The 25,330-nt window shown below is 67.8% G+C and carries 23 protein-coding genes and 2 pseudogenes; 7 read left to right on the top strand and 18 right to left on the bottom strand.

Annotated elements, in window-relative coordinates:
* Positions 1–3: 3 nt before the first annotated feature.
* Positions 4–270, bottom strand: a complete 267-nt coding sequence (locus H0I39_RS12345; protein WP_180550694.1) for a DUF4212 domain-containing protein — start codon at positions 268–270, stop codon at positions 4–6.
* Between the two features lie 284 nt (positions 271–554).
* Between H0I39_RS12345 and H0I39_RS12340 the strand changes: the two genes are divergently transcribed.
* On the top strand, positions 555–863 hold the full coding sequence (locus tag H0I39_RS12340; RefSeq protein ID WP_180550693.1) for a DUF485 domain-containing protein: 309 nt from the start codon (positions 555–557) through the stop codon (positions 861–863).
* The gene (locus H0I39_RS12335) at positions 860–2,590 is read left to right on the top strand and encodes a cation acetate symporter (protein ID WP_180550692.1); all 1,731 of its coding nucleotides are present in this window, start codon (positions 860–862) and stop codon (positions 2,588–2,590) included. Before H0I39_RS12340 ends, H0I39_RS12335 begins: the two co-directional genes overlap by 4 nt.
* 127 nt (positions 2,591–2,717) lie before the next feature.
* On the opposite strand, the gene H0I39_RS12330 is transcribed toward H0I39_RS12335, so the two are convergent.
* The 8 genes and pseudogenes from H0I39_RS12330 to H0I39_RS12295 all read right to left on the bottom strand — a co-directional run bounded on the left by H0I39_RS12330 (position 2,718) and on the right by H0I39_RS12295 (position 9,039).
* Positions 2,718–3,362: a 3'-5' exonuclease gene (locus tag H0I39_RS12330; RefSeq protein WP_180550691.1), complete on the bottom strand. Its 645-nt coding sequence runs from the start codon at positions 3,360–3,362 to the stop codon at positions 2,718–2,720.
* The gene (locus H0I39_RS12325) at positions 3,359–5,176 is read right to left on the bottom strand and encodes a DUF294 nucleotidyltransferase-like domain-containing protein (RefSeq protein ID WP_180550690.1); all 1,818 of its coding nucleotides are present in this window, start codon (positions 5,174–5,176) and stop codon (positions 3,359–3,361) included. Before H0I39_RS12325 ends, H0I39_RS12330 begins: the two co-directional genes overlap by 4 nt.
* Positions 5,177–5,266: 90 nt before the next feature.
* Positions 5,267–5,898: pseudogene (locus H0I39_RS12320) on the bottom strand (2-hydroxychromene-2-carboxylate isomerase).
* Positions 5,895–6,131 carry a DUF1289 domain-containing protein gene (locus H0I39_RS22240; RefSeq protein ID WP_308645842.1) on the bottom strand — a complete coding sequence of 79 codons (237 nt, stop codon included), beginning with the start codon at positions 6,129–6,131 and terminating at the stop codon, positions 5,895–5,897. Before H0I39_RS22240 ends, H0I39_RS12320 begins: the two are co-directional and overlap by 4 nt.
* The gene (locus H0I39_RS12310; RefSeq protein ID WP_180550688.1) at positions 6,128–6,871 is read right to left on the bottom strand and encodes a DUF72 domain-containing protein; all 744 of its coding nucleotides are present in this window, start codon (positions 6,869–6,871) and stop codon (positions 6,128–6,130) included. The genes H0I39_RS22240 and H0I39_RS12310 overlap by 4 nt, the downstream gene beginning before the upstream one ends.
* A 97-nt stretch (positions 6,872–6,968) precedes the next feature.
* A complete protein-coding gene (locus tag H0I39_RS12305) occupies positions 6,969–7,478 on the bottom strand; it encodes a YbaK/EbsC family protein (RefSeq protein WP_180550687.1) in 510 nt (169 codons plus the stop codon).
* A gap of 3 nt (positions 7,479–7,481) precedes the next feature.
* Positions 7,482–8,123, bottom strand: coding sequence for a LysE family transporter (locus H0I39_RS12300; protein ID WP_180550686.1), 642 nt, complete (start codon positions 8,121–8,123; stop codon positions 7,482–7,484).
* Positions 8,124–8,130: 7 nt separating this feature from the next.
* Complete coding sequence (locus H0I39_RS12295) at positions 8,131–9,039, bottom strand: hydroxymethylglutaryl-CoA lyase (protein WP_180550685.1); 909 nt, start codon at positions 9,037–9,039, stop codon at positions 8,131–8,133.
* Between the two features lie 413 nt (positions 9,040–9,452).
* On the opposite strand from H0I39_RS12295, the gene H0I39_RS12290 reads away from it, so the two are divergent.
* Together H0I39_RS12290 and H0I39_RS12285 are read left to right on the top strand one after the other, a co-directional pair.
* Entirely contained in the window at positions 9,453–9,647 is a 195-nt protein-coding gene (locus tag H0I39_RS12290) for a hypothetical protein (protein ID WP_180550684.1), read from the top strand.
* A complete protein-coding gene (locus H0I39_RS12285) occupies positions 9,629–9,832 on the top strand; it encodes a hypothetical protein (protein WP_180550683.1) in 204 nt (67 codons plus the stop codon). The genes H0I39_RS12290 and H0I39_RS12285 overlap by 19 nt, the downstream gene beginning before the upstream one ends.
* A 100-nt stretch (positions 9,833–9,932) precedes the next feature.
* Here the strand turns inward: H0I39_RS12285 and H0I39_RS12280 are convergent, their stop codons facing one another.
* From H0I39_RS12280 to H0I39_RS12250, 7 genes are all read right to left on the bottom strand, one after another.
* A complete protein-coding gene (locus H0I39_RS12280; RefSeq protein WP_308645841.1) occupies positions 9,933–11,894 on the bottom strand; it encodes an acetyl/propionyl/methylcrotonyl-CoA carboxylase subunit alpha in 1,962 nt (653 codons plus the stop codon).
* A gap of 75 nt (positions 11,895–11,969) precedes the next feature.
* The gene (locus H0I39_RS12275; RefSeq protein ID WP_180550682.1) at positions 11,970–12,731 is read right to left on the bottom strand and encodes a DUF4126 domain-containing protein; all 762 of its coding nucleotides are present in this window, start codon (positions 12,729–12,731) and stop codon (positions 11,970–11,972) included.
* Positions 12,732–13,024: 293 nt separating this feature from the next.
* Positions 13,025–13,813: an enoyl-CoA hydratase/isomerase family protein gene (locus H0I39_RS12270; protein ID WP_180550681.1), complete on the bottom strand. Its 789-nt coding sequence runs from the start codon at positions 13,811–13,813 to the stop codon at positions 13,025–13,027.
* The gene (locus H0I39_RS12265; RefSeq protein WP_180550680.1) at positions 13,810–14,322 is read right to left on the bottom strand and encodes a DinB family protein; all 513 of its coding nucleotides are present in this window, start codon (positions 14,320–14,322) and stop codon (positions 13,810–13,812) included. Before H0I39_RS12265 ends, H0I39_RS12270 begins: the two co-directional genes overlap by 4 nt.
* A gap of 49 nt (positions 14,323–14,371) precedes the next feature.
* Entirely contained in the window at positions 14,372–15,475 is a 1,104-nt protein-coding gene (locus H0I39_RS12260) for an ATP-binding protein (protein WP_180550679.1), read from the bottom strand.
* A 149-nt stretch (positions 15,476–15,624) separates the two neighbouring features.
* Entirely contained in the window at positions 15,625–17,247 is a 1,623-nt protein-coding gene (locus H0I39_RS12255) for a carboxyl transferase domain-containing protein (RefSeq protein WP_180550678.1), read from the bottom strand.
* A gap of 159 nt (positions 17,248–17,406) precedes the next feature.
* Positions 17,407–19,119 (bottom strand): AMP-binding protein, encoded by a 1,713-nt coding sequence (locus tag H0I39_RS12250; protein ID WP_180550677.1) that lies wholly within the window; start codon positions 19,117–19,119, stop codon positions 17,407–17,409.
* 146 nt (positions 19,120–19,265) lie between these two features.
* Here H0I39_RS12250 and H0I39_RS12245 point away from each other — a divergent pair, with 146 nt between their 5' ends.
* Together H0I39_RS12245 and H0I39_RS12240 are read left to right on the top strand one after the other, a co-directional pair.
* Entirely contained in the window at positions 19,266–20,300 is a 1,035-nt protein-coding gene (locus tag H0I39_RS12245) for an AraC family transcriptional regulator (protein WP_180550676.1), read from the top strand.
* 309 nt (positions 20,301–20,609) lie between these two features.
* A complete protein-coding gene (locus tag H0I39_RS12240) occupies positions 20,610–21,770 on the top strand; it encodes an acyl-CoA dehydrogenase family protein (RefSeq protein ID WP_180550675.1) in 1,161 nt (386 codons plus the stop codon).
* Between the two features lie 37 nt (positions 21,771–21,807).
* Here the strand turns inward: H0I39_RS12240 and H0I39_RS12235 are convergent, their stop codons facing one another.
* A complete protein-coding gene (locus H0I39_RS12235; RefSeq protein WP_180550674.1) occupies positions 21,808–22,017 on the bottom strand; it encodes a hypothetical protein in 210 nt (69 codons plus the stop codon).
* A gap of 27 nt (positions 22,018–22,044) precedes the next feature.
* Here H0I39_RS12235 and H0I39_RS12230 point away from each other — a divergent pair, with 27 nt between their 5' ends.
* Positions 22,045–22,230, top strand: coding sequence for a hotdog family protein (locus H0I39_RS12230; RefSeq protein ID WP_180550673.1), 186 nt, complete (start codon positions 22,045–22,047; stop codon positions 22,228–22,230).
* A gap of 358 nt (positions 22,231–22,588) precedes the next feature.
* Here H0I39_RS12230 and H0I39_RS12225 read toward each other — a convergent pair.
* Positions 22,589–25,286, bottom strand: a pseudogene (locus H0I39_RS12225) (bifunctional acetate--CoA ligase family protein/GNAT family N-acetyltransferase).
* Positions 25,287–25,330 lie beyond the last annotated feature (44 nt).

Below are 25,330 nucleotides of genomic sequence, written 5' to 3'. Positions count from 1 at the left end.
TTCTTACTTCTCGTCGACGTTGAAGCGACGGTCGATCTCGCCCATCTTCCAGATGTAGAAGAAGATCAGCACGATGAACAGGTAGATGGCGCCCTGGTGAGCGATCCAGAAGCCGAGCGGGTAGCCGCCCAGCTTGATGTTGTTGAGCAAGTCCGCGAACACGATGCCGCCCAGAAACGGCACCACGAACCAGATCACCAGGATGCCGATCAGCAACCTGAGCGTGGCACTCCAGTACTCACTGGCCTGACTGTCATTGCGTTCTGCCATGTGGGTTGTCTCCTTCAGATTTTGGTAACAGATGTGAACTCTAGTTTTCACTGACTTTCTGAAAACTTACAGCGATGGCGCTGACTATCGGAACCAAGGGCAATCACCTAGAAATCTGTGCCTCGACCGCTGCATGAAATGCACGCTCCATGCACATGGAACTTACAGGTTCCCGATAGCCGACACGCCCGCAGGCACCGCGCCTGACGTAAGGAGCTGGTCAGAGCCTCTCCCCAGAATCGCGGCCGCATCGGCACCAGCCGGTGTGACACGAGGAGACAAATATGAGCGACCCCATGGTCGAGCGCATCCAGCGCAACCCCAAGTACCAGCAACTCAAGCGCACGCGCAGCCGCTACGGCTGGACGCTGGCGATCCTGATGCTGGTCGTCTATTACGGCTACATCGGCCTGATTGCCTTCGACAAGGAATTCCTCGCCAAGCCCATGGGCGCCGGCGTGACCACCATCGGCATCCCCATCGGCATGGCGGTGATCGTGTTCTCCATCGTCATCACCGGCCTGTACGTGCGCCGTGCCAACGGCGAGTTCGACCGCCTCACGCGCGAAATCATCGAGGAAGCCACCAAATGAGCCGCGCCCGCAACACCCTCATCGCGGCACTGCTGGGCCTGACCACCGCGGGCATCGCGCAGGCCGCCGGCGGCGACGTCGGCAGCACGGCCAAACAGGCGACCAACTGGATCGCCATCATCATGTTCACGGCCTTCGTGGTGGCCACGCTGGGCATCACCAAGTGGGCCGCGGGCCGCACCAAGTCGGCGGCCGACTTCTATACCGCGGGCGGCGGCATCACCGGCTTCCAGAACGGCCTGGCGATCGCGGGCGACTACATGTCGGCGGCGTCGTTCCTGGGCATCTCGGCGGCCGTGATGGCCAACGGCTACGACGGCCTGATCTACTCCATCGGCTTCCTGGTGGGCTGGCCCATCCTCACCTTCCTGCTGGCCGAGCGCCTGCGCAACCTGGGCAAGTTCACCTTTGCCGACGTGGCCGGCTACCGCTTCCAGCAGGCGCCGCTGCGCGCCTTCGCGGCCAGCGGCACGCTGGTGGTGGTGGCGTTCTACCTGATTGCGCAGATGGTCGGCGCGGGCCAGCTCATCAAGCTGCTGTTCGGCCTGGACTACTGGATTGCCGTGGTGCTGGTCGGCGTGCTGATGATGGTGTACGTGCTGTTCGGCGGCATGACGGCCACCACCTGGGTGCAGATCATCAAGGCGGTGCTGCTGCTGTCGGGCGTGACCTTCATGGGCTTCATGGTAATGGCCAAGTACGGCTTCAGCCCCGAGGCACTGTTCGCCGACGGCGTGCGCGTGCGCACCGAGATCGCGGCCAACGGCGGCGCCGACCCCACGGCGGCGGCCCGGGCGGGCCTGGCCATCATGGGCCCGGGCGGCTTCATCAAGGACCCGATCTCGGCCATCAGCTTCGGCATGGCGCTGATGTTCGGCACGCTGGGCCTGCCGCACATCCTGATGCGCTTCTTCACCGTGCCCAACGCCAAGGAGGCGCGCAAGTCGGTGTTCTGGGCCACCACCTGGATCGGCTACTTCTACATCCTGATCTTCATCATCGGCTTTGGCGCCATCACCCTGGTGCTGACGAACCCCGAATTCGCCGACACCTCCAAGGGCATCATCCACGGCGGCGCCGGCACGGCCAACATGGCGGCGGTGCTGGTGGCCAAGAGCGTGGGCGGCGACGTGTTCTACGGCTTCATCTCGGCCGTGGCCTTCGCCACCATCCTGGCGGTGGTGGCGGGGCTGACGCTGTCGGGCGCCTCGGCCGTGTCGCACGACCTGTACGCCACGGTGTTCAAGAAGGGCAAGGCCGATTCGGCCGCCGAGCTGAAGGTGTCGCGCATCACCACGCTGGCGCTGGGCATCATCGCGGTGCTGCTGGGCATCGTGTTCGAGCGCCAGAACATCGCCTTCATGGTGTCGCTGGCGTTCGCCGTGGCGGCGTCGGCCAACTTCCCGGTGCTGCTGCTGTCGGTGCTGTGGAAGGACTGCACCACCAAGGGCGCGGTGATCGGCGGCTTCATGGGGCTGATTTCGTCGGTGGCGCTGACCATCGTGTCGCCTTCGGTGTGGGAAGCCACGCTGGGCAACCCCAAGGGCTCGGCGCTGTTCCCCTACACCTCGCCGGCGCTGTTCTCCATGGCCATCGGCTTCTTCGGCGTGTGGCTGTTCTCGGTGCTCGACAAGAGCAGGAACGCGCAGCAGGAGCGCGCTGCCTTCCCGGCGCAGCAGGTGCGCTCGGAAACCGGCCTGGGTGCCGCCAAGGCATCGGCCCACTGATGCCGTGCGGCTTCGGCCGCCGCTGCAAGCAAAAGCCGGACCTTCGGGTCCGGCTTTTTCATGGTCATTTCAAGCTCTAGCGCCCGCCCAGCAAGCGCAAGCAGCTATTAACAACATAGCAACCGAATCAACCCGCCTCACCCCGCAACACCCGCAGCTTGATGAAGGCCAGCGCCGCCATCACCGCGTCGTTCAGCGCATCGTGGGCCTCGCGCGTGGGCAGGCCCAGGGCATCCATGATGGTGGCAAAGCGCAGGTCGATCTCGGTGTTCTCCTGCTGCTTGTGCGGCGGCAGCTGCTGGAACACGTGGTCGTAGTACAGGCGCGACACCTCGATCTTCTCCTGCGGCAGCGTCAGCCCCAGCGTGCGCTTGAGCGTGCGGTTGATCATCGCCACGTCGAACTCGAGGTAGTAGCCCACCAGCGGCCGCGCGCCGATGAAGTGCAGCAGGCGGCGCATGGCCTCCTCGGCCGGCACGCCGTCCTGCACGTCCTGCTCGCGCAGGCGGTGCACGCGGATGCTCTCGGCCGACACGCCGTGCTCGGGCCGCACCAGCAGCTCCAGCCGCTCGCTGGTCAGCACGCGGTTGCCCACGATGCGCACGGCGCCGATGGCGATGATCTCGTCGCTGCGCGGGTTCAGGCCGGTGGTCTCGCAGTCCAGCGCCACCCATTCGCCGGGCGGCGGCGCGTCGACCAGAAAGCGCCACTCGGAATCGCGCAGTTGCCGCTGCTGCCAACCGCGGCGCAGCCTGTCGATCAACCCGCTCACAAGGCACCCAGTTTGAAGCGGTGCCGCAGCTGCACCTTGAAGCGCTTCACCACGTCCAGCGTGTCCTTCAGCAGGTCGCGCTCGAAGGTGTTGAGCGTCTTCACGTCCATCGCGCCGCTCACCGGCTGCTGGCGGTCGAGCTCGGCCAGGCCGGCCTGCAGCCGCAGCGTCATGAAGAAGTGCAGGCTCTCGGTCAGCTCGCGGCCCATCTGGGCGCTCAGGTCGCCGCGCTGCACCAGCGCCTCGATGCGTTCGGCCGTGCTGGTGGCGGTGACGCGCGCTGCCAGCGCCAGGCTGCGCACGCCGTGCACCAGCGGGAAGATGCCTTCCTTCTTCAGGTTCATCTGCTGCGCCGCGTCGCCCAGCAGCCGGTTCCACCAGCCTTGGCTGCTGCTGAACAGATCGATGGCGCTGGCAAAGCGCGCCAGCAGCGCGTCGTTGTCGGTGGCCATCTGCATCAGGCTGCCGCGCACGCCTTCCAGCAGATGCGCGTCGCCGCTGACGGCGTGCGCGTCCATGAAGATGGCCAGGTTCATCAGGCTGTCGGGCTCGGGCAGGGCCAGCCAGCGGCGCGCGGTCTGCGCGAAATCGGCCTCGCTCATGCGCCAGGCCGGGTTGCTGAGCATGATGCCGCCCGGGCACGGCGGGTAGCCGAAGCGCGCCAGCGTGTCGGAAAAGCGCTGGCAGATGGCCGCCAGGTCGTCCGGTGGCGTGTAGCCGTCGCGCAGAATCAGGCCGTTGTCCTGGTCGGTCTTCAGCAGCTGTTCGCCCCGCCCTTCGCTGCCCATGACGAACAGGCACGCGTTGGCCACCAGCTCGGGCGGCGCGATGATCTGCCAGGCGCGGTCGAACAGGCGTGCGTTCAAGTCCTGCACCATCTTGGCGATCAGCCCCGCGCGCGTGCCGCCGCGGAACTGGCGGCCGATCATGCCGGTGACCTGCCCCGCCGCCTCGGCCAGTTCGTCGATGCTGTCCGCGTCGTTGATGCGCAGCGTGATCAACATCGAATGGTTGGAGAGGAAGCTGAACACGTCCAGCGCCTCCAGCACGCCATGCACCTGTTCGCCTTCGGCCACCACCACGCGGTGGATGTGGTGGCGCAGCATGATGGCCAGCGCATCACCCACCTGGTCGGACGGGCGCACGCTGATGAGCGACCAGTTGCTGAGTTCGCCCACCGGAATCTGCTCCAGCGGCCGGCCCGACAGGATGGCGCGCTGCAGCGCATTGGTGGTGAAGATGCCCAGGCGCGGCGGCTGCGTGGCGGCGTCCTGCACCAGCACGTTGGTGGTGCGCTCGTGCTGGAACACCTTGACCACCGAGACGATGTCGGTGGCCGCATCCACCATGTGCGCCGGCCGCACGAAGGCCTGGTCGACGCGCGCCATGTTCAGCGCCTGCAGCTCGTTGCCGCTCTGCCGCTGGCCGGCCGCGCTGAGCTTGGCGCCGATGTCGGAGAACAGCAGCGCCCCGAACGTGGCGTTGGCGGCGATCAGCTCCTGCACCGTGGCGTGCGCCAGCGCGTAGGCCACCACCTCCTCGGCGGCGACGAAGCGGCTGCTGGACTTGCCGGCCACCAGGCCGCGGCCGTCAAAGCAGTCGTCGGGCCCGTAGGTGGCGGCCTGCTCCTCGCCATCGAACTGGGCGACGTAGCCCTTGATGACGACGAACAGGTGCGTGGGCGCGGTGCCGACGTCGAGGATCACCTCGCCGGCGCGGAAGTACACCACGTCCACGTGGTTGCGCACCAGGCGCTGCTCCTGCTGCGTCAGGCTGTCGAAGGGCGATGCGGCGAAGTTGAAGGCGTTGGGCATTTTTGAATGAAATCGGCCTGCAGCGCTTGTCCATCAAGCGCCAGCAGCTATCAAAACAAAAGCAAACCAGCGATGGCCACAGTCCTCCATTCAGCGCCGCACGCCTTGCGCCACGCTTGCAGCGGCGGCCCACACGGCATCGACGCGCACATCGCCCTCGATCTGCGCGCGCAGCATGGGCAGCGCGTCCAGGCCCCAGAACAGGCGGCCATCCACCGCGAAGGTGGGCACGCCGAACACGCCCGCGGCCAGCGCCGCGTCGGTGGCGGCGCGCAGAGCCTGCTTCACCTCGGCACCGGCCGGGTCGCGCGTGGGAACCAGCTGCGCGGTCAGCGCCTGCAGGCGCGCCGCATCGTCGGCCGCCGCGCCGCCCTGCCACGCGTGGCGGAAGATCGTCTCGCACACGTAGCGGTTGGGCGCACCCTGCCGCGCGCAGGCCCAGGCCAGGCGCAGCAGCGCCAGCGGGTTGAAGGGTGTGCGGCCGGCAGATCCATCGCAATGCCGTGCTCGCGCGCCAGCCACAGCACCTGGCGGTAGGTCCAGTCGCGCTTGGGCGCAATCTCGGCCGGCCCGAGCTGGCCGTGGTGCTGCAGCAGCCCGGCGAACAGGATCGGCCGGTAGCTGACCTGGTAGCTCAGCCCTTCCAGCGCGCGCGGCAACCGCTCGAACGCCAGATAAGCGTAGGGCGATATGAAGTCGAGATAACAGTCGATGTGTTTCATGGTCGCGTTGGCGGGGCGGTGGCGCGGCGCTGCGCAATGCGCTGCCACACGGCCCAGCGGGCATCCTCGTCCATCGTCATCCAGCCGCCGATTTCTTCCAGCCGGCGCCAGCACCCTTCGCACCAGCCGGTGCGCGCGTCGATGCGGCAAATCTGCACGCAGGGCGAAGGCAGCGGCTCGCCCGCGGCGCGGGCCTGCGCCGCGTCGGCCACCAGGGTGTCGAGCCGGCTCACGAAGTCATCTCCTGCCGTGCGTCGACGGCCTGCTGCAAGGCCATCGCGTCGCGCAGCGCATGGCCTTCGGCGGTGTTGTCGAAGATGCACCACAGCGCGGCCGTCTCGCGCCGCGCCTGCACGATGCGTTCGGCCAGCCGGTGCAGCCAGCCGGGTTCGTAGGCGCTGGTGTACACGCGTGGCGTGCCGTGCAGCCGCAGGTACACCAGCCCCGGCCAGCCACCCGGCGCGGCGCCACGCGGGTGCAGCTGCGGATCGGCCAGCACGCGCGCCACGTGGTGCTGCACCAGCAGGGCGTCGGCTTGCTCATCGAACCAGCTGGCGTGGCGCGGCTCCAGCACCACGTCGCCCGCATGGCGGCGGCGCAAGGCGCGCAGGAAGCCGTCGGCGACGACCGCGTCGAACCGCAGGCTGGGCGGCAGCTGCACCAGCAGGCAGCCGAGCCGGTCGGACAGGCCGGCGACCTGGTCCAGAAAGGTGTGCAGCGCCTCGCCTGCCTCGCGCAACCGTGCCTGGTGCGTGATGGCCCTGGGCAGCTTGACGGCAAAGCGAAAGCCCGGCGGCGTCTGCGCGCGCCACCTGGCGTAGGTGGCGGTGGCGTGCGGCCGGTAGAACGAGCTGTTGATCTCGGCCGCGCCCAGGCGCGCGGCGTAGCGATGCAGGTGCGTGCCTTCGGTGGGGAAGGCATCGCGCTGCGCCGCCGTCACCTGCCAGCCTGCGGTGCCGATGTGCAGTTCCATGACTGCCCAACCGATGCCACGATGGCTTCGGAATCATGAACAAAAAGGGCTCCAGCGCTGTAGGGGAGAGCGCTGCCAGCTATCAAATCATGAGCACTCACAAGGCCACCACATCCGCCACCGGCGCGCCGGTCAGGTGCTCCAGATCGGCCGGCGTCAGCTTGAACACACCGTGCGGGTGCCCGGCGGCGGCCCAGATCTCGCTGAAGCGGAACAGCTCGCGGTCGATCAGCGTCACCGGCAAGTCGGCATGCGCCACCGGCGACACGCCGCCGATGGAGAACCCGGTCTTCGCCTTCACGAACTCGGCATCGGCGCGGCCCAGCTTGCCGCCGCAGTCGGCGCACACCAGCGCCTCGACCTTCTTCTCGTCCACGCGCCGGTCGCCGCTGGTGATGACCAGCACCGCCGCGTCATCGGCCTTGCGGCGGAAGATGATGCTCTTGGCGATCTGCCCCACGTCGATGCCCAGCGCGTCGGCGGCCTGTTGCGCGGTACGCGCCGCGTCGTCCAGCATGCGGGGCATGTGCGCGTGGCCGGCTGCCTTCAGCGCTGCGGCCACGCGCTGCACGCCCTCGGGCTGGCGCTTCAAGTCTTCATCCGTCATGTTCTATCCCGCCTTCACTGCGCGATCCACCATCAGCAGGCTGGCGCCCATGCCCATCAGCACGCCGCCGAACACGCGGTTCTGCGTGCGCCGCGCCCGCGCCGAGCGCAGCAGCGCGCGCAGGCGCGACGCCAGCAGCGCGTAGCCGTGCATCACCACCGTGTCCACCGCCAGCGTGGTCACCAGCAGGATCAGCAGTTGCAGCAGCAGCGGCCGCTTCGGGTCGATGAACTGCGGCAGCACCGCCACCATGAAGACGATGCCCTTGGGGTTGGTGGCATTGGTCAGCGCCCCGGTGAGGACGCGCTGGCGCAGGCGCATCACCGGCGGCCCGGCCTGCGCCCCGCCATCGTCCAGCGTGACCGGCGCGCGCCACTGCTTGAAGCCGAGCCACAGCAGGTACGCCGCGCCCAGCAGCTTGACCACCATGAACGCGCCGGCCGAGGCCACCAGCACCGCTCCCACGCCCGCCCCCGCGACCAGCAGGATGAAGGCCAGCCCGATCTGCAAGCCCAGCACCGTGGCCGACGCGCCGCGCACGCCGTAGGCCAGGCCATGGCTCATGGCCAGCACCGCGCCCGAGCCGGGCGACACCGCGATCACCCACGAGGCGACGAAGTAGGCCAGCCAGACGTGCCAGTCCATGGTGCGATCAGCCCGCGCGCTTGTTCACGATGGCCGTGGCCACGCGCGAGCCCGACTTGCGGCCAAGGAAGTCGCTGATGTACTGGCCGGCGTCGATCAGCTTGTCGAGGTCGATGCCGATGTCGATGCCCATGCCGTGCAGCATGTAGACCACGTCTTCCGTCGCCACGTTGCCGGTGGCGCCCTTGGCGTAAGGGCAGCCGCCCAGGCCGGCGACGGAGGACTGGAAGTTCCACACGCCCAGCTCCAGCGCCGCCAGCGTGTTGGCCAGCGCCTGACCGTAGGTGTCGTGGAAGTGGCCGCACACGGCGTCGACGCCGAAGTGTTGCAGCGTCGCCGTGATGGCCGCCTGCACCTGGCGCGGCGTGCCGACGCCGATGGTGTCGGCCACGTCCACGCGCTGCACGCCGATGCCCTTCATCAGGCCGGCCAGGTAGGCCACCTTCTCGGGCGCGATGTCGCCTTCGTACGGGCAGCCGACGGTGCAACTCATGGCGCCGCGCACGGCAATGCCCTTGGCCAGCGCCGCTTCGACGACGGGCGCGAAGCGCTCGATGCTCTCGGCGATGCTGCAGTTGATGTTCTTCTGGCTGAAGGCTTCGCTGGCGGCGCCGAAGACCACGATCTCGTCGACGCCCGCAGCCACCGCGCCCTCGAAGCCCTTCATGTTCGGCGTCAGCACGCTGTAGCGCACGTCCGGCCGGCGCTGGATGCCCGCCAGCACCTCGGCCGCGTCGGCCATCTGCGGCACCCACTTGGGGCTGACGAAGCTGGTGACCTCGATCTCCTTCAGCCCCGCATCCTGCAGGCGGTGCACCAGTTCGATCTTGACGGCCGCGGGCACGGGCTGCTTCTCGTTCTGCAGACCGTCGCGGGGGCCGACATCGATGATTCGAACGCGGGCGGGAATAGCCATGACATGAACCTTCAAGGAAAAGCCGAGGAATCAGTTTAGCCCCATGGCACAAGCCGGCAGGCTGCGAATGTCCGAGTGTTAAGGAGGCGGCTTCGGGCACCCGGCCTGATGCCTGGAGCCACCCTGCATGGATGCGCGCTTTCCCTGTTGAAAAAGCAGCCGTCTTGCGCCAGCATGTGCGTTTACCTATTCTCCGACGTTGACGCGCAGTGAATCCTACCTATTCACTACCATGAACAGTATCGCCCCCAGCTGCTTTCGCTCACCTTTGCCAAAACGCCCGCCGGCAAGTCAGTGATCGAGACTCGAACACACGACTGTCCCTGCTGGAACGACGGCTGCTGCTGCTCATCGACGGATCGAGGACCGGAGAAGATCTCTCACACTACTGCACGGGCAAGGACGTGACCTCGATGCTGCAATCGCTGATCGACGAGGGTTTCATCGAGGTGTGCCGGGCACCGGTCGCCTCGGCGATCAAGCCCGCCCAGCCAGCCGCGGCCGACGCCCCCACGGCGCCGGCAAGCGGACCGGCCCGGAGCGACCTCGGCCTGCCGCCGGCCAGCGAGCGCAGCCCCAGGAGCTGGAGATGGCGCGCAACTTCATGATCAACACTCTGACCACCATCTTCCCGCTCTATTCGCAGCTCACGCTGATGGAAGCCATCCGGGATTGCAAAACCAGTGCCGAGTTACGGCAGGTGTTCCAGCGGTGGGAAGACACCATGGCCACCAACCGCACTGGCGTGAAACGCCTGCCCGAGTTCAAGGAAAAGCTCTTCGCGGTGCTGTAGGGCCACGCCGGCACGGCCTGCGCGGCAGCGGGCAAGCCAAGGAGAGGACACACATCCTCTCACCTTCCCTGGCGCACGCGACGCCCTCCAGGCTGGCTGCTCAGTTCGCCACCTGCAGGCGCAGCAGCTCGGCGCCTTCGGCGACCTGGTCGCCTGGGGCGTACAGCACCTCCTCGACCACGCCGTCCTGAGGCGCCGCGATGGTGTGCTCCATCTTCATCGCCTCCATCACCGCCAGCGGCTGGCCCTTGGCCACCCTGTCGCCGGCGTTGACGGCGATCGACACCACCTTGCCCGGCATCGGCGCCGTCAGGCGCCCGCCCTCGCTGCCTTCGATGGCGTGGGCCAGCACGTCCAGCTCGGTGATGCTGGTGGCGCCGTCGGTGCCGAAAATGTGGCTCACCTCGCCGAGGCGGAACACGCGCACCACCTGGCGGCGGCGGCCGTAGCGCAGGTCGATGCGGCCGTCGCTCTGGCGCGTGAAGTCGATCGGCGCGCGCTCGCCGTCGTCCACCTTGAGCTGCAGGCCGTCGTCGAGGTAGCGCAGCTTGGCCACCACCGGCTTGCCGCGGTATTCCAGGTCGATGCGGCGCGAGGCCACGCCGTGCGAGCGAAAGCCGTCCACGCGGCTGAACGGGTCGTGGCTTTCGGCGTCGCGCTCGGCCAGCACCGTCTGCGCCACGGCGGCGGCCACGGCCAGCTCGACGCCGATCGGGTCCTGATTGAACAGGTGCGCGCGCTCGCGATCGATCAGCGCCGTGTCCAGCCGGGCCTGGGCGAACGAATCGGCGGCCAGCACGCGGCGCAGGAACTGCACGTTGGAGTGCACGCCGACGATGGCCACCTCGGCCAGCGCCGCGTCGAGCTTGCCCAGCGCCTCCTCGCGCGTGGCGCCCCAGACGATGAGCTTGGCGATCATCGGGTCGTAGAAGGGGCTGATGGCATCGCCCTCGCGCACGCCGTCGTCGATGCGCACGGCGTCGAACTCGAAGTTGGCTGCCGCTGGCTTGCGGTACACCTGCAGGGTGCCGGTGGCCGGCAGGAAATTGTTGTCGGGGTTCTCTGCGCAGATGCGGGCCTCGATGGCGTGGCCGTCGATCAGCAGCTCGTCCTGCGCGAGCGGAAGCGGCTCGCCGCTGGCCACCAGCAGTTGCCACTCCACCAGATCCTGGCCGGTGATGGCCTCGGTGACCGGGTGCTCCACCTGCAGGCGCGTGTTCATCTCCATGAAGTAGAACTTCATGTCCTCGGGCTTGTCATAGCCGCCCGGCTGCTCGACGATGAACTCCACCGTGCCGGCGCCCACGTAGTTCACCGCGCGCGCCGCCGCCACCGCCGCCTGGCCCATGCGCTCGCGCAGCTCTTCCGTCATGCCGGGCGCGGGCGCCTCTTCCAGCACCTTCTGATGGCGACGCTGCACCGAGCAGTCGCGCTCGAACAGGTAGACATAGTTGCCCTGCGCGTCGCCGAACACCTGGATCTCGATGTGGCGCGGGCGCTGCACGTATTTCTCGACCAGCACGGCGTCGTCGCCGAAGCTGTTGATGGCTTCGCGCTTGCAGCTTTCCAGCGCGGCGGCGAAATCCTCGGCCTTCTCGACTGCGCGCATGCCCTTGCCGCCGCCGCCCGCGCTGGCCTTGATGAGCACCGGATAGCCGATCCGATCGGCTTCCCTTTGCAGCAGCGCCGGGTCCTGGTCGGCACCGTGGTAGCCCGGCACCAGCGGCACGCCGGCGGCCTCCATCAGGCGCTTGGATTCGGCCTTCAGCCCCATGGCGTTGATGGCGCTGGCGGGCGGGCCGATGAAGACCAGGCCCGCATCGACGCAGGCCTGGGCGAAGTCCTCGTTCTCGCTCAGGAAGCCATAGCCGGGGTGAATGGCTTCGGCACCCGTCGCCTTGGCCGCATCGATGATGCGTTGCCACTGCAGGTAGCTCTCCTTGGGGGTGCTGCCGCCCACATGCACGGCCTCGTCGCAGGCCATCACGTGCTTGGCGTGCGCGTCGGCGTCGGAATACACGGCCACGGTCTTCACGCCCAGGCGGCGCGCGGTGGCTGCCACGCGGCAGGCGATTTCGCCGCGATTGGCGATCAGGATTTTTTGAACATCGTCGTCCCCTCGTTAACTCGAATCGATCTAGGCACTGCTGGGCGCCGGTGCGCCGCTGCCGAAGAAATCGCGCAGCTTGCGCACCACCAGCTTCAGAAACTTCCACAGCACGATCAGCAGCAGCACGGACAGCACCAGCATCACCGCCAGCACGATGCCGAAGGTGACCGGGTATTGGGTGGCCAGCCACATCACGACCACGGCCAGGCCGTCCTCGAAAAACGAGGCCAGCCAGTTGCTGACCGGCTCGGGGCTGGTGTTGATGGCCGCGCGCGTGGTGGCCTTGGTGGCGAACGCAGTGGCCGCCAGCGAGCCGCCCAGGATGCCTGCCACCAGGCCCGTGGTGGCCGAGTCGGCGCCGAACACGCCCGCCGCCAGCAGTGCGCCGGCCGGAATGCGGATGACGCTGTGCACCGTGTCCCACAGGCTGTCGATCCACGGAATCTTGTCGGCGAAGAACTCCACCAGCAGCATGAAGCCGCTGGCCGTCAGCACCGCAGGATGCATCAAGAGCTTCAGCCCCTCGGGCAGCGGAATCCAGCCCGCGTAGCCCATGGCGCCCGTCAGGAACACCACCGCATACAGCCGGAAGCCGCTGGCCCAGCCCAGCGCCGCCGCCAGCGCGATGAGTGCCGGCATGTCCATCTTGGCCACCACCGGCGCCACGGCGCCGCCCACGGCCGCGCCGGCCTGACCCACCGCATCGCCAACGGCCGCGGCCGTCTCGTGGCTGGGGTGGATGCCCATGGTGTGCAGCCATTGCACCAGTTGCTGGATAAGGTCTTCCATTGCCGTACCGCCTGTCAGAGTGAGCGGCAGGCCACACGCGCCTGCCCGCGCACGCACAACGCGGGCGCCGGCGCGAAGGCTGACGTGGGCGCTGCCGCCACGGCGCATGACGGCACCGGCAAACGGACGACGATAGCTACGTTATTCATAGCTGCCTGCGCTTTCCCCATCTGCGCAAAAGGCGAAAAACATCCGTAGGCTGGGTTGACGCAGGAAACCCAGCAGTTACTGCTGGGTTTCGCTGCGCTCAACCCAGCCTACGGGGACCGATCGGACGATGGAATCAACCGGAATCATGAGTTCACCACCCACGCCGGCTTGCGCTTGTTCAGGAAGCTCTGCACGCCTTCCTTGCCTTCGTCGCTGGCGCGGATGTCGGCAATGGCCTTCACCGTGTGGTCGATCAAGAGCCGCGTGATGTCGCGGTCGGCCACGTACTGCACCAGCTTCTTGCACTCCTTGATGGCGTTGGGGCTGGCGGCCAGCAGCGCCTGCACCCAGGTGCTGACGGTGGCGTCGAGCTGATCGGCCGGCACCACCTCGTGCACGAAGCCGATGCGCCGCGCCTCGGCCGCGCTGAAGCGTTCGGCGGTGAGGAAGTAGCGGTGCGACGCGCGCGGCCCCATGGCGCGGATGACGTAGGGGCCGATGGTGGCGGGGATCAGGCCCAGCTTGACTTCGCTGAGGCAGTAGTTCGCCGTATCGACGCTCACCGCCATGTCGCAGCACGCCACCAGGCCCATGCCGCCGGCGTACACGTCGCCCTGCACGCGGGCAATCGTCGGCTTGGGGCATTCGTAGATGGTGCGCAGCATGAAGGCGAGTTTCTCGGCGTCCTGCTCGTTCTCCTCGCGCGAGTAGTCGGCCATGCGGCGCATCCAGTTCAGGTCGGCCCCGGCGCAGAAGGCCGGGCCTTCGGCCATCAGCACGATGGCGCGCACCTGCGGGTCGTCGCCCAGTTGAATGAAGGCCTGCGACAGTTCGGCGATCACCTCGTCGTTGAAGGCGTTGCGCACGTCGGGGCGCGACAGCACGACGGTGGCGATGCCGCCCTGGGCGGAGATGCGAATGGCTTGGGTCATGGCTTGGCTTGTTCCTCTTGGAGCATGTAGACCAGATCGATGACGGGGCACGCCTGGCCCAGCAGGGTGAGCGCTGCCGTCACCTGGCCGCGGTGGTGCGTGCCGTGGTTGAAGACGTGTGCCAGCGTGGCGGCGAAGGGCAGTGACAACGGCACGCCTTTGGTGGTGGCGTAGTCGAGCGTGCCGCCGAAGCGCTCGGCCGGCCAGCTTTCGATCAGCGGTTGCCAGCGCGCGGCGCCTTCCAGCAACCGCTCGGCAAGGCGCGTGCGATTGGGCTCGACTTCAGCGCCCAGGTCCACCCGGGGCGACGCCCGTCCAGCGAAACGCTCGAACCACACCCCATGCTCGCCCAACAGCAAATGATTCAACGTGCCGTGAACGCTCTTGAAGAACAGACCGACGTCGCGCCGATAGTCGTCCTCGCCGAGCGCCGCCACGCCATCCAGCAGACGTCGTGTGGCCCAAGCGTTGTAGCGCGCCAGGGTGGCGAAGTGGGTGCGGGGGTTCATGGCAGGGCTCGTTGAATGGCGGACCGGCAGGTCATCGGGCGTTGCATCTTCACAATCCGTCCCCATGGGCGGGCACCGGCCGGCCGGCGCGCAGCGCTGCCGTGGTCGCCTTGCGCTGCCGCCAGATACTGCGCACATAGGGGTCGGAGATGATGAAGCGGCCGTGGCCGATGCGGGCGATCAGGTTGGCGGCCACCAGCCCGTCCACCGTGGTTTGAACCTGCTTGACCTCCACCGGCAGCCCCAGGGCCGCGCCGTAGTCGGCCAGCGCGGCCTGGCCGTAGAGCTCGCGCGTGCCTTCTTCCGGGCCGTCGGCGATGCGGGTGAACACCAGCTCGCCCAGCTCGCCGCCGATTTCGCCGGCGCGGGCAAACTCGATGTCGGCGGCGGCATAGGCCAGGGTGGCGCAGATCAGCTCGAACTCGGCATCGCTGCCCTGCGGGGCGGCCTGAAACTGGCCCAGCGCCCGCTCCAGCTCTTCCGGCCGGTGCCCCAGCGCTTGAAAGCCGCGCCATGCGGCTTCGGGCGAAGGCAGGCGCACGCCATCGGCGGCCAGTTGATCGAGCTTCCACGCCACATAGTCTTGCTGCAGCGGCTCGAAGGGCGCCGTCACCGCGCCCTTGAAGGGGTGCGAGGGCTTGGTGGCCATGTCGTTCATCAGCGAGCGGTGCGAGCCGGTGCCGATGAACAGGAAGTGGCCGCGCGCCCCAGGGTCGCCATTGACCGCGTCGCGCGCGGCCTTGAGGGCGGCCATCAGCGCAGTGCCTGCCGTGCCGGCGGCTTGCTGCACTTCGTCCACGATCAGCACCACATCGGTTTCGGCTTTCTGCACCAGCTCGTGTATCGCCTGCGCCAGGGTGACGCCGCCGGGCAGGCCCAGGGTGTCGAGCTGAAAGCTGAAGGACAGGCCCGCCGCGCCGAGCGACGCGCCCTTGACGCGCTTGAGCAAACCGTGCCCTGCCCCCTGCAGCGTGCGCAATTGCGCGCGCACCGCCTCCAGCACCAGGTCCAGCGGCGCGCGGTTCACGTCGGCCCACAGATCGACGTAGATGACGATGGCGCCGCGCTGGCGCAGTTCGGGCACCAGTTCGTTGCGCAGGAAGGTGCTTTTGCCCACGCGCCGGATGTTGGACAGGAAGACGCCCGAGCGCACGCTGGTGTGCAGCCCCGAGGGGCCAGCAACTGGTCGGCCAGCGCGTCGGCGTAGTCGGGGCGAGGAAAGAGCAGGACAGACATCGTTTACCTTGAATTACTGATTTCAGGTAATTTACCTTTTTCAATAATTTTGGGTAATGACCGTGCTCACATGCGGAACACGCCGAACTTCACGTCCGGCACGGGCGCGTTCTGCGCCGCCGACAGGCCCAGCCCCAGCATGCGGCGCGTGTCGGCGGGGTCGATGATGCCGTCGTCCCACAGGCGGGCGGTGGCGTAGTAGGGGTGGCCCTGGTCCTCGTACTGCTGGCGGATGGGGGCCTTGAAGGCTTCTTCTTCCTCAGCCGACCATTGGCCGCCCTTGGCCTCAATGCCGTCGCGCTTGACGGTGGCCAGCACGCCGGCGGCCTGCTCGCCGCCCATCACGCTGATGCGCGCGTTGGGCCACATCCACAAGAAGCGCGGGCTGTACGCGCGGCCGCACATGCCGTAGTTGCCGGCGCCGAAGCTGCCGCCGATGATGATGGTGAACTTGGGCACGTTGACCGTGGCCACGGCCGTCACCATCTTGGCGCCGTGGCGGGCGATGCCCTCGTTCTCGTACTTGCGGCCGACCATGAAGCCGGTGATGTTCTGCAGAAAGACCAGCGGAATCTTGCGCTGGCCGCACAGCTCGATGAAGTGCGCGCCTTTCTGCGCGCTCTCGCTGAACAGGATGCCGTTGTTGGCGACGATGCCCACCGGCATGCCCTCGATATGCGCGAAGCCGCACACCAGCGTGGTGCCGAAGCGCTGCTTGAACTCGTGGAAGTCGCTGCCATCGACGATGCGGGCGATGATTTCGCGCACGTCGAAGGGCTTGCGCGTGTCGGTGGGGATCACGCCGTACAGCTCTTCCGCTGCATATTTGGGAGCTGCCGGCGCCTGCAGCGCGCCGCTGTAGCTCTTCTTGTGATTGAGCCGCGACACCGCCTCGCGCGCCAGCGCCAGCGCGTGGGTGTCGTTGTTGGCCAGGTGGTCGGCCACGCCCGACAGGCGCGTGTGCACGTCGCCGCCGCCCAGGTCCTCGGCGCTCACCACCTCGCCGGTGGCGGCCTTCACCAACGGCGGGCCGCCCAGGAAGATGGTGCCCTGGTTCTTGACGATGATGCTCTCGTCACTCATGGCCGGCACGTAGGCGCCGCCGGCCGTGCAGCTGCCCATCACCACGGCGATCTGCGCGATGCCCTGGGCACTCATCTGCGCCTGGTTGTAGAAGATGCGGCCGAAGTGGTCGCGGTCGGGGAACACCTCGTCCTGGTTCGGCAGGTTGGCGCCGCCCGAGTCGACCAGGTAGATGCAGGGCAGGCGGTTCTGCTCGGCGATCTCCTGCGCGCGCAGGTGCTTCTTCACCGTCATCGGGTAGTAGGTGCCGCCCTTCACGGTGGCGTCGTTGCAGACGATCATGCAGTCGACACCGGCCACGCGACCGATGCCGGCCACGATGCCGGCGCCCGGTGCGCTGTCGCTGCCGTCGCGGTCGGGGTACATGTTCAGCGCGGCCAGCGGCGCCACTTCGAGGAAGGGCGTGCCGGGGTCGAGCAGCATCTGCACGCGCACGCGGGGCAGCAGCTTGCCGCGGTCCATGTGCTTCTTGCGCGCGGCCTCGCCGCCGCCGGCGCCCACCTTCTGCACCTGCGCCTTCAGGTCGTCCACCAGCGCGCGCATGGCGTCGGCGTTGGCCTGGAAGTCAGCAGAACGGGGATTGAGTTTGGATTCGATGGTGGGCATGGATGGGAGCTCTCTAATGAATTCGAATACCGGACGCAGAGGACGCAGAAGTTACGCAGAGGACGCAAAGAAAACAGCCAAAGTTTTCTTCTTTCCTTGTTTCCTTCTGCGTTCTCTGCGCAATCTTTGCGTCCTCTGCGTCCGGTCAAGTTCAGGTATTCAGGCTGTTTTGGCTTCCGTCAAACCCAGTTCCTGCTGCATCAGCTCGCGGATCTTGAATTTCTGGATCTTGCCGGTGATGGTCATCGGGAAGGCGTCGACGAACTTCATGTAGCGCGGCACCTTGTAGTGCGCGATCTTGCCCTTGCAGAAGGCGCGCACCTCGTCTTCGTCGAGCGTCTGGCCGGGCTTGGCGATGATCCAGGCGCACAGCTCCTCGCCGAAGCGCTGGTCGGGCACGCCCACCACCTGCACGTCCTGGATCTTGGGATGGCGGTAGAGGAATTCCTCGATCTCGCGCGGGTACACGTTCTCGCCGCCGCGGATCACCATGTCCTTGCTGCGGCCCACGATGTTGACGTAGCCCTCCTCGTCCATGGTCGCCAGGTCGCCGGTGTGCATGAAGCCCTCGGCGTCGATGGCCTCGCGCGTGCGCGCGTCGTCGCCCCAGTAGCCCTGCATCACCGAATAGCCCTTGGTGCAAAGCTCGCCGGTGGTTCCGCGCGGCACGGTTTCGCCGGTTTCGGGGTTGATGATCTTCACCTCCAGGTGCGGCTGCACCAGGCCGACGGTGGACACGCGCTTGTCCAGCGGCGTGTCGGTCTGGCTCTGGCAGCTCACGGGGCTGGTCTCGGTCATGCCGTAGGCGATGGTGACCTCGGCCATGTTCATGTCGCGCTGCACGCGCTTCATCACTTCGATGGGGCAGGGGCTGCCGGCCATGATGCCGGTGCGCAGCGTGCTGAGGTCGTACTTGGCGAAATCGGGGTGATCCAGCTCGGCGATGAACATGGTGGGCACGCCGTGCAGGCCGGTGCATTGCTCGGCCTGCACCGTCTGCAGCACCGTGAGCGGGTCGAACGCGTCGTTGGGGTAGACGATGCAGCCGCCGTGAGTCAGCACCGCCAGATTGCCCAGCACCATGCCGAAGCAGTGGTACAGCGGCACGGGGATGCACAGGCGGTCTGCTTCAGTGAGCTGCATCGCCTCGCCGATGAAGAAGCCGTTGTTCAGGATGTTGCGGTGCGTCAGCGTGGCGCCCTTGGGAAAGCCCGTGGTGCCGCTGGTGAACTGGATGTTGATGGCGTCCGTGTTGTGCAGCAGCTTCGCGACCTGCGGCAGGCGCGGGTCATGCGGGTCGCCCGTCTTCATCAGGTCGGAAAAGCGCCTGAAGCCTGGCTCGTCGGCGCCCTCTCCTTCCACGTCGATCCAGATCGCGTGCTTGAGGTGCGGCAGCGTCTGCGATTCGAGCGGCTCGCCGGGCTTGGCGTGCGCCCACTCGGGCGCCAGCTCGCGCAGCATGCCAAGGTAGTCGCTGGTCTTGAAGCGCGGCATCACCACCAGCGCCTTGCAGTCCACCTTGTTCAGCGCGTACTCCACCTCGGCCGTGCGGTAGGCGGGGTTGATGTTGACCAGCACCAGCCCGGCCATGGCCGTGGCCAGCTGCATCAGCACCCATTCGGCGTTGTTGTGCGACCAAATGCCGATGCGGTCGCCGGGCTTCAGCCCCAGCCCCAGCAGCGCGCTGGCGAGGCGGCGCGATTCGGTCTGCAGCTGGCGGTAGGTGTAGCGCCGGCCCTGGTGCACCACCACCAGCGCTTCGCGCTCGGGAAAGCGCTCTACCATGTCGTTGAAGAAGGCGCCCAGGGTCTGCTCGATCAGCGGCTGGTCGGTGCGGCCGCGCACATGGCTCTCGGTGAGTGCGGTGCTCATCGCGCTTGTCTCCTTGAAATGCGTGTTTCGCAGGGCGCTGCCGGCACATCGTAGCGCGCCCATGGGCGCTGAGCATAGGTCAGCCGGGTTCCCATGAGGTGACAGCGGGGTTGCAAATCACGCCACAGCCGCCTAATCTGGCGCTTATGCGGTCGCACCGCGCACCACTCACCCATGCCCACACACCCATCGCCTTCGTTCGGGCCATCACGCACGCCTACACACTGCGTGGGCGGAGCGCCGACGGCGCGCTCGCCAAGGCACAAATTGAGACATCGTCGCTGGATGACCCGCTGCACCGCGTGACCGCCGCGCAGTTCGAGCGCCTGTGCGCCGCCGCCATGCACGAGCTGGACGACGAGGCGCCCGGCTGGTTCAGCCGCCGCCTGCCCTGGGGCAGCTACGGGCTGCTGGCGCGCGCCAGCATCACGGCGCCCACGCTGGGCCTGGCGCTCAGGCGCTGGTGCCGCCACCACGGCCTGCTGACGGACGACGTGGCGCTCACCGTAAAGACCAGCCAAGGCCATGCGCGGGTGGAAATTGACGAGCGACGCGACCTGGGCACGCTGCGCGAGTTCGCCCTGCTCTCGCTGCTGCGCAACCTGCATGGGCTGGCCTGCTGGTGGGTGGATGCGCCCATCAGCCCGCAGCTTGCGCAGTTCCCGTTCGACGCGCCGCCGCATGCCGACGTGTACCCGCGCCTGTTCCCCGGCCCGGTGCGCTTTGGCGCCGCGCCTGCGGCACTGCAGTTCGACGCCGCCGATCTGGCCCTGCCCCTGCGCCGCGACGCCGCCGCGCTGGAGCAGATGCTGCGCCGCGCCCTGCCCATCATGGTGTGGCCGTACCGGCGCGACGTGGGGCTGGCGCGGCGCGTGCGCCAGTTGCTGCAGCAGCCGCAGGCCGCCCACACCGCCGAGACGCTGGCCGCGCAGCTGGCGCTGTCGCCGCGCACCCTGCACCGCCAACTGCGCAGCGAAGGCAGCAGCTTGCAGGCGCTGAAGGACGAGGTGCGCCAGGCCCGCGCCATCGACCTGCTGCTGCGCACCAGCCAGCCGGTGGCGCGCGTGGCGCGGGCGGCAGGCTTTCAGAACGACAAGAGCTTCATCCGCGCCTTCCGGCAGTGGACGGGTCTGACGCCGGAGCAGTACCGGCAGGCGCGGGGCGATGGCCAGCACCCGTGATCCTTCGAACGGTGCAGGCATTGATTCAATGTTGCTTGATCACTCAGATGACGCGCAGACCGCATCCGCAGTGTGGGAGCGTGCTTGCCCGCGATCCAACGTGGGCTGCGACGAGACGCCTCATCGCGGGCAAGCCCGCTCCCACAACGCTGTCTGACACTGGTGACGCATCACGCAATATTGATAGCTGCTTGCGCCCGTTATTCGGCGATTTCAATACTAAACAATCATCAAATCGTTTGATGACATGCGCAAGCAGCTCATTTTATTGAAGCGCCCTCCAGCCTGCACCTTGCTACAGTGGCAGCCATGAAACCCGCCCCACGCCCCCTCTTCACCCCCGACCACGACGCCTTCCGCGACCAGGTGCGCCGCTTTTGCGAGCGCGAGATCGCACCCCACCACGCCGCCTGGGAAGAGGCCCACGGCGTGCCGCGCAGCGTGTGGAAGCAGGCGGGTGACAACGGCCTGCTGTGCTGCTGGCTGCCCGAAAGCCTGGGCGGCCCCGGCGCCGACCTGCTGTTCGACTTCATCGTCAGTGAAGAGCTGGGCCGCATCGGCGCCACGGGGCCGGGCTTTCCGCTGCACTCGGTCATCGTCGCGCCCTACCTGGCCGCGCACGGCACGCCCGAACTGCAGCAGGCCATCCTGCCCGGCATGGTGAGCGGCGATCGCATCGCCGCCATCGCCATGACCGAACCCGGCACCGGCAGCGACGTGGCCGCCATCCGCACCACGGCACGGCGCGACGGCGACCACTACGTGGTGAACGGCCAGAAGACCTTCATCACCAACGGCCACAACGCCGACGTGATCGTGGTCGCCTGCAAGACCGACCCGGAGCAGGGCGCGCGCGGCGTGTCGCTGCTGGTGGTCGAGGGCGACATGCCCGGCTTCACCCGCGGGCGCAACCTGCGCAAGATCGGCCAGCACGCGCAGGACACGGCCGAGCTGTTCTTCGACAACGTGCGCGTGCCCGCCAGCCACCTGCTGGCCGACGAGGGCCAGGGTTTCAAATATTTGATGCAGAAGCTGGCCCAGGAGCGCCTGCTGGTCAGCGTGCAATGCCAGGCCCGCGCCGAGGCGGCGCTGCAGTGGACGGTGGATTACGTGCAGGAGCGCAAGGCCTTCCGCCAGCGCCTGGCCGACTTCCAGAACACGCGCTTCAAGCTGGCCGCGCTGGCCACCGACCTGCAGGCCGGCCGCGCCTATTGCGACCAGCTCATCGCCCAGCACCTGGCGGGCGAGCTGGATGCCGTGGGCGCCGCCGCCGGCAAGCTGTGGCACAGCGAGCTGCTGGGCCGCGTGACCGACGAATGCCTTCAGCTGTTCGGCGGCTACGGCTACATGGCCGAATACCCCATCGCCCGCGCCTACGCCGACGCGCGCATCGAGCGCATCTATGCCGGCACGTCCGAAATCATGAAGGAAATCGTCGCCCGCGACCTGCTCGACGCTCCGAAATCATGAGCACGCCGCGCTTTGCCAACCCCGACCAGGCGCTGATTCACCGCTTCATTGACGGCGGATCAAAGCCCATCCCGTTCGACGCCAACCCGATGGCGCGCGCCTTGGGCGCCGAGCTGCGCGCGGCCGACCTGCCCGCCGGCACGGTGGAGCTGGCCTTCGCGCCCGATCCGCTGTTCATCCAGGGCACCGGTGTGCTGCAGGGCGGCGCGGTGACGGCGATGCTGGACTTCGCCATGGCCTTCGCCACGCTGGCGCACCTGCCGGTGGGTGGCTCGTGCGCCACGGTCAACCTCAACACCGCCTTCCTGCGACCGGCGCCGCAGGGCGCTACATCGCTGTCGGTGAGGTGGAGCGGCGTGGCAGGCAACTGGCCTTCACGCATGCGCGGCTGTTGCGTGAAGAGGACCGGGCGGTGGTGGCGACGGCCACGTCGACGCTGGCGCTGGTGTTGCCGGCGTAGGGTGGCAGGCGGCCCCTACAAAGGCGGGGGCCTTGTAGATTTTTCGATTATAAAAATAGCCGCCAGCCCCCGTCCATCGGGCGCAATCAGCTTCTTTTTTGTATCAGCAATCCGCGCCAAATGGCTATCGCCTGATTTCGGGGCCATCCACGTGTTTTTGGGCCGCAGGGCACGGCGATGCGGGTGGCCCCCACCCCAGCCCTCCCCAGCGGGGAGGGAGCCCGCAGGCGGCGCAGCGGGCCCACCAGACGAACAGACGGCCTCGGCGCAGGCCATGCGCGAACGCCGTGGCCGGGGTCTCCCCGGCCGCCAGCGCTGTCCCCTCCGGGGAAGGCGCGTCAGCACCTCGGGCGGGGCTTCACAACGGGTGCGTCACCAGCCTGAAATCCGGATCCTCCGGATACGCCTTCACCTCGAAGCCCAGGCTGCGCATCAGCTTCAGCATGCCGTTGTTCTGCGTCAGCACCAGGCCGATGATTTCCTGCAGGCCTTTTTCGCGCGCCACGTCCATAATGCTCAGCATCATGCGCGTGCCCAGGCCCTGGCCGGCGTAGGCGTCGTCCACCACCAGCGAGAACTCGCAGCTGTTCTGGTCGGGGTTGGTGATGTAGCGCGACACGGCGATGATGCGCTCGCGCGTGGTCTTCTCGCCGCCGTTGGCGCCTTCCACCTCCTCCTCGACCACCGCGCACAGCGCCATCTCGCGGTCGTAGTCGATCAGCGTGAAGCGCGACAGCATGTTGGGCGGCAGCTCTGCCATGTTGGAGACGAAGCGGAAGTAGCGCGACTCGGGCGACAGGCGCTTCATCATGTCCTGCAGCATCTGCGCGTCGTCCGGGTGGATGGGGCGCACGCGGTATTCGCCGCCGCCGCGCAGCGGCCACACCTGCTCGTAGCGCTGCGGGTAGGGCAGGATCGACAGGTGGCCGTACTTGCCGGCGCGGCCGGGCGAAGTCTGCACCGCCGGGCCGATGACGATGCGCGCATCGACGGCGATGGCGCCCTGCTCGTCCACGATGATGGGGTTGATGTCCATCTCGCGCAGCTGGGGCAACTCGCACACCATCTCGGACACGCGCAGCAGCACCTGCTCCAGCGCCGCCATGTCCACGGCCGGCGCGCCGCGCCAGGCCTTCAGCGTGTCGTGCACGCGCGAGCGTTCGATGAGCCGCCGCGCCAGAAACTGGTTGAGCGGCGGCAGCTCCATGGCATGGTCGTTCATCAGCTCGATCATGGTGCCGCCGGCACCGAAGGCGATGACAGGGCCGAACGGGTCGTCCGTCACCACGCCGATGTACAGCTCGCGCCCGCGCTTCTTGCGCGCCATGGCCTGCACGGTGACGCCGTTGATGCGCGCCTCGGGCTGCTTGGCGCGCACGGCGTCCATCATGTCCTGCCAGATGTCGCGCACGGCGGTGGCGTTCATCACGTTCAGCGCCACGCCGCCGACGTCGCTCTTGTGGGTGATGTCGGGCGAGTCGATCTTCAGCGCGACCGGGAAGCCGATCTGCGTGGCAATCATCATGGCCTCGTTGGCATTGCGCGCCAGCAGCGTCTGCGTGACGGGGATGTGGAAGGCCGACAGCAGCGCCTTCGATTCCATCTCGGTCAGCACCTTGCGGCGCTCGGTCAGCACGCTTTCGATCAGCAGGCGCGCGCCTTCCACGTCGGGCGTGGCCAGGTTGCTCAATGGCGGCGGCGTCTGCTGCAGCAGCTGCTGGTTCTGGTAGAAGCTGGCGATGTTGCCGAAGGCGCCCACCGCCGCCTCGGGCGTGCGGAAGCTGGGGATCTGCGCGTCGGCCAGCTTCTGGCGCGCCGGCTGCACGGCCGCCGACGAGTCGCCCATCCAGCAGGCCACCAGCGGTTTCGACATCTTGGGGCGGATCTGCACCAGCTCGTTGGCCACGGCCTCGGCGTCGCCGCCGAACTTGGGCGAATAGATGGCCAGCACGCCGTCGAGCTGGCGGTCCTTGGCAGCCACTTCCAGCGCGGCCTTGTAGTGTTCGGCGGTGGCGTCTTCAGACAGATCGATCAGATCGACCAGCGACGCCGCCTTGGGCAGCTGCGCGGCCAGGTGCGCTGCGACTCGTCGGACAGCGCGCCCAGCTGCAGCTCCAGCTCGTTCACGTAGTCGGCCGCCAGCACGCCGGGGCCGCCGCCGTTGGTGATGATGCCCAGGCGCTTGCCCACCGGGCGGTAGCGCGAAGCCAGGCACTTGGCGGCCGAGAACAGTTCGACGAAGGAGCGCACGCGCACCGCGCCGGCGCGGCGCAGCACGGCGTCGAACACCTCGTCGCTGCCGACGATGGCGCCCGAGTGCGTCTGCGCCGCCACGTTGCCGTCCTGCTTGCGGCCGGCCTTCAGCACCACCACCGGCTTGCTGTTGGCCGCCGCGCGCAGTGCGCTGGTAAAGCGGCGCGCGTTGGCAATGCCTTCCATGTAGACCACGATGCCCTGCGTGTGGCGGTCGTTGGCCAGGTAGTCCAGCACGCCGGCCAGCCCCACCTGCGTGTGCGCGCCCAGGGCGATGACGTTGGAGAAGCCGACGCGGTTCTGCCGCGCCCAATCCAGGATCGACGCCGTGAGCGCGCCCGACTGCGACACCAGCGCCAGCTGCCCCTGCGTGGCCAGCTCACCGGCCGAGCTGGCGTTGAGCTGCAGCATCGGCCGCTGAAAGCCCTGGCTGTTGGGCCCCAGCAGCCACATGCCGTGCTGCTTGGCCACGCGGTGCATCTCCAGCGCCTTGGCCTGCGGAATGCCGGCCGACAGCACCACCGCCGCCTTCACCTTGATGCGCCCGGCCAGCTCCAGCGCGGGCAGGATCTCGTCCTCGGGCAGGGCGATGATGGCCAGGTCGGCTCGCGCCTGCGCCAGGTCGGCCAGCGTGCCGGTGGTGTGGATGTCGAGCGGCGTGACCTGCCCCTTGAACGGCTGCGCCGCCATGTGCGCCAGCAGCGCGCGCGCCTGTGGCGTCTGCTGTTCGGGCGCATCTTGCGAGCCGGTGAACAGGACGATGGACTTGGGCTCGAACAGGGGGTGAGGTAGTGCTGGTCCATGGGCAATAAAGCGGGCGGTTGCGGCGGTGGGGCCTGAAAGGGGT

Source organism: Ottowia beijingensis, from assembly GCF_013423955.1.
Taxonomy (GTDB): Bacteria; Pseudomonadota; Gammaproteobacteria; order Burkholderiales; family Burkholderiaceae_C; genus Ottowia; species Ottowia beijingensis.
This window is presented reverse-complemented; position numbering and strand designations above follow the sequence as displayed.